The sequence below is a fragment of the Flavobacterium sp. genome (genome assembly GCF_044341265.1).
In the GTDB taxonomy this organism is placed as follows: Bacteria; Bacteroidota; Bacteroidia; order Flavobacteriales; family Flavobacteriaceae; genus Flavobacterium.
Map to the genome: position 1 here is coordinate 1 of NZ_JBIISA010000063.1, position 4,335 is coordinate 4,335.

General features: G+C 28.5%; 4 protein-coding genes. All 4 read right to left on the reverse strand.

Features of this window, described 5'->3' with window-relative positions:
- Positions 1-131 precede the first annotated feature (131 nt).
- Positions 132-644 (reverse strand): endonuclease V, encoded by a 513-nt coding sequence (locus ACIQ06_RS15915; RefSeq protein WP_396147912.1) that lies wholly within the window; start codon positions 642-644, stop codon positions 132-134.
- A 22-nt stretch (positions 645-666) separates the two neighbouring features.
- Positions 667-1,308, reverse strand: a complete 642-nt coding sequence (locus tag ACIQ06_RS15920; RefSeq protein ID WP_396147913.1) for a hypothetical protein — start codon at positions 1,306-1,308, stop codon at positions 667-669.
- A gap of 161 nt (positions 1,309-1,469) precedes the next feature.
- A complete protein-coding gene (locus tag ACIQ06_RS15925) occupies positions 1,470-2,747 on the reverse strand; it encodes a DNA cytosine methyltransferase (protein WP_396147914.1) in 1,278 nt (425 codons plus the stop codon).
- 3 nt (positions 2,748-2,750) lie between these two features.
- Complete coding sequence (locus ACIQ06_RS15930; RefSeq protein ID WP_396147915.1) at positions 2,751-4,154, reverse strand: hypothetical protein; 1,404 nt, start codon at positions 4,152-4,154, stop codon at positions 2,751-2,753.
- Positions 4,155-4,335: the final 181 nt, after the last annotated feature.

The following is a 4,335-nucleotide window of genomic DNA, read 5'->3' on the forward strand; positions in this document are numbered from 1 at the left end:
TCATCAAGAATTTACGATTTTGAACTTTAGCTAAAAAACAAACCTCTATTAAATCGCTTTAAAAGAGGTTGTTTTTTTATAATTTACGATTTTATTTTTAAAAAATGGTGGTTGTGCAACGGTTACGCCTGTTAGCTGACGTTTTTTTCTTTTGTTAATCTGTCTACTTCTTTTAGTAAAGTTGGTATTCTATATTCTCCATCCATTTCTTCAATTTTTTTTGAAGCGATACTCAAATCAATTCCAATTGAGGTGATAAATAATGGATTTTCACTTTTGCCTCTATATAATTTTATTCTGCTTTTATCAATTGTTGCAAAGTCTCGTTTTGCTACACCAATAATTGGAATTTTTTTATTTAATTTGTGATAAAGATGTGCACCAAGACCAAACTTGTTTTGATCATCTAAAAAAACAAAGCCATCTATTATAATTAAATTTACTTTCTTTAAGTCTATTTTTGATAATAAACTTAAAATACAAGGTAATTCTCTTTTATAAAATTCACCTGAAATATATTCATCTATGTTTGAAATTGTTTCTGATTTAATTTGATAATTTTCTTCTTTATCCCAATCTTCGAAACATAGACAAATTGTTTTGGCTTTATCTTCGTAGTAATATGTGTCGAATATTAAAATCATAATTATTTTTAAAACATAAATATTATTTTTTTGGATTTTCTAAAATTGGTTTGTGAATTCTCTCGTATTTTTCAAATGAATAACCCTCATATTCAAATACTTCTTCATTAAATTCAATTTCGGAACTTTCACCATGTACACAACCAGAATCATAGCCTAAATTTTTTCCTCTTACAATTATTCCACCTTCACCACCGCAACTTCCATGTAATATCAAAACTACTTTCATTATATCAGGATTAGAATCGAGATTTTTATAAGCTTGTTGTATAAGTGGAAATTTAAATTGATTTTTTTTATAATCATAATGATCTACATAGTATAAAACTTCTTCAATTATAAGTTTCTCTGAATCTAAGCTACTCGCCATTTTCTTTCCTTTATAAAAGATGTCATATATTTCTAATTCATTAAATAATATATTATATCTCTCCTGCTTTGGGTAATCATATATTAGTTTTAGAATCTCTATAGCAAATCTTTCTGAAATTAAAACTCTTAAAATGGGATTAAAATCTTTTTTTTCAGAATCAAAATTCGATTTAAAAAGTCGAACAAACTCTGAATTATTATTTCTGTCATTCAAATAGTTTTCCTTAATATTTTGAGGAATTTGAATTTCTGTTTTTTCTGTAAAATAATTGAATAGTTCTTCTATTTTCATCGATTGTTTTCTAAAATGTCAGCTAACGTTTCGCAGCTTGCAGAAGTGGCGGATTAAGGAAGCAGAAACTTTCGGTTAAACACTGACATTGCAAGTACAAAACCAACTTTAAATTAAGCCCAAAACCCGCCATTTTTGCAAACTGCTGTTACATGAAGTTATTATTTTTTAATTGCTTTTTTTATCGCTAACGCTATTGCTTTTGCCAACAATGGCGGAACTGCGTTTCCAATTTGTACCATTTGCTTTGATTTAGTTCCTTTGAAGATAAAGCTGTCAGGAAAAGATTGAAGTCTTGCCATTTCTCTTACAGTGATTACTCTTGGCTCAATAGGGTGAATATTTACACCGCCATGATTTTCTTTTATAGTACAACTTGCTTCATTCCACGGACATTTTTTCCAAGAATCAGAATATTTGTCATAAAGACTTTTTCCCTCTGGAACTTTTGCCAATCTTTCTTTCATATCATCATTATGATTTGTTCTAACGTGATTAAATTTTGGATTGTCTTTCATTTTTACCAAATCTCCAATAGCTTCTTTAGTAGTTATGTATGAATCTGATTCTAAAAGTGGTGCAGGATGATAATTTTTTTTACCAATTCTATTTGCAATAAAAATTACTCTTTCTCTTTTTTGAGGAACATAATAATCCGCTGAATTTAGAACAGTTACATTTACAACATAGCCAAGTTTTCTGATGTCGGCTTTTATTTTGTCTTCAACTTTTCCCTTTAACATTGAACGTAAACCTTTTACATTTTCCGCAACAATAAATTCAGGTTGTAATTCATCAATAATTTCTAACATATCTTTATACAAGGAATTTCTTTTGTCTTCAACAATTCTGTTACCTGACATACTAAATCCTTGGCACGGAAAACCACCGGAAAGAACCGTTAGGTTCTTTCCGTTTAGTTTTTCTTTTACTGTGTTTATGAATTTGTCTTTTATTTCTCTTTGAGTAATATCGCCTTCAATTAACGGATGAGAAAAGTTCTCTCTGTAAGTCATTCCTGCTTCTTTAAACCAATCTAAACCGCAAACTTGGTTAAAACCTGCCATTTCAAAACCTTTTGCCATTCCGCCTGCTCCGCAAAATAAATCTGCGGAAGTAAATTCATTTGGAGTTGTTCCATCCCAATCTTCTGAAATGTCAATCCAATTTATTAAATCTGTTTTTTTTGATTTTGGATAAGTTATCTCTATTTCGTTCAATTTACCGTTTTCGTAAATTGAAAGGTTTAAAAAATACTGTAATTCACTCTCTGCAACTCGATGAACTCCACCAATTTTGTTTGATTTTAGTTTTCCTGCATGTATATATCTTCTAACAGATTTTTGAGATAAATTAAGCCTTTCAGCGACATTTTCAATTCTTAATAGTTGTTCTGTTGTGTCCATATTTGTCCAAATTTGTCCAAATGTAAAAAACATTTTTTAAATTGACAAAAGGTTGTTGAAATTAAATCTAAATTTTAATGAATTTCTTGCAGAATGAACTTGAAATTCTCCTAATGAAAAATTATCTTGTCCGTATTTTATTGTTACGCTACTTTTTTCAGTAAAATCGTTTGAATAATATATTAAGTTTGGATTAAAAGTTATGTTTTCCAAATCATTTTTTCCAACAAGTTTTGAACTTATATTTTTTTCGTTTAAGTACAATGACCATAAAAGAAAATCACATTCATTTAAAAACTTAACATATTCACTTAAAAGTAAAGAAAGTTTAGTTTTGTCTTTTACCAAAAGTCTAAATTTTTCTTCATCCATATTTCCATCATACCAACCTTTGTTTGAAAAATGTAAATCAAATGTTTTTGGAGAAGGTTGACCGACTTCAGGCGGACAAACTTTGAATGATTTTGATTTGTTGGTTTTTACAGATAATGTTGTATTGTTTTCGAGATAGAAATCAACACCGCTTTTGCTATGTCCACCACGTTCTCTTTTTTCTGTTCCCGAATATTTTGTTGGCTTTAGAGGAAATAATTTTGCTTTATTGACTGAATAGTGTTTTTCAAACGCATCCAAAATTATTTTATCAGAATTGTTTATTAATCTGTCATTTTGTGTTCCTGAATCAAGACCAAAGACATTGCAAATTGCTAATTCTGCTGTATCGCCAAGTAAAGAATTATTAGTTTCTTTTTCAACTTTCAATAATAATGGAAAGTTTTCTCTATGTAAGCGGATTTTATAACCTGTTCTATTTGTATGTAATTGTAATTCTAAAACTGTTTTGCCTTTATACTTTATCGTGTTTGATTCAATCCATTCAGTTGCTGTTGGTTTTGTAAAAGAAAAGTTTTTGTAATCAAAAGTTAATTCTGGTAAATTTCCTCTTTTAATTATTTCATAGTCAAATGATTCTTCGTTTAAGTAAATCCAACAATTGTAATCACTAACTAATGCGTAATCAACTATTATTGGCAACATTTCATCAATATTATTTATACAAAACTCTTTGAAATTTGTTTTATTGATTTCTTCATCAGACAAATGACCAAAAAAGTGATTAAAAGTTTCGTCGCCTGCTTGTCCGACTACTTTTGGAGCAAACATTTTTCCACTTCCTTTGAAAGTTCTAACGGAAAAAGTTTGGTTGTTTTCTAAAAGAAAATTATGTGGACATCTTTTAATAAATGGCGAAGTAAATTCTTTAGTATCAGCCAAATATTGAACTGGTTTTTTGCCTCGAAATATTTTATTAATGATTTTTGATTCTAAAAAATTATCGAGTAAATTTTGGTCAACTCTTTCTAAAGATATAGAATTTTCAAGTTTGTACTTTACACAAATAGCATATTGAAATGTAATTCCAAAAGTTTCATTATTCATTTTACTTTCTTTTTTCTTTCAAAAATACAAATTTTCTCGTTAGTTTTCGGTCGCTGTCATGTCCTAAAATACGTTGACCATTTTTAGGTTATTAATTGAATCAAAAATACGGATTTGTAATTGGAAGATTGATAACTTTTTTTAAAAAATTCCCTTCGGGTTTTAAAAAAGTTACCAACAT

Bases quoted from the DNA above. Each gene is read 5' to 3' on its own strand.
- ACIQ06_RS15920 (WP_396147913.1), bottom strand. From the start codon at position 1,308: ATGAAAATAGAAGAACTATTCAATTATTTTACAGAAAAAACAGAAATT.
- ACIQ06_RS15915 (WP_396147912.1), bottom strand. From the start codon at position 644: ATGATTTTAATATTCGACACATATTACTACGAAGATAAAGCCAAAACA.
- ACIQ06_RS15930 (WP_396147915.1), bottom strand. From the start codon at position 4,154: ATGAATAATGAAACTTTTGGAATTACATTTCAATATGCTATTTGTGTA.
- ACIQ06_RS15925 (WP_396147914.1), bottom strand. From the start codon at position 2,747: ATGTTTTTTACATTTGGACAAATTTGGACAAATATGGACACAACAGAA.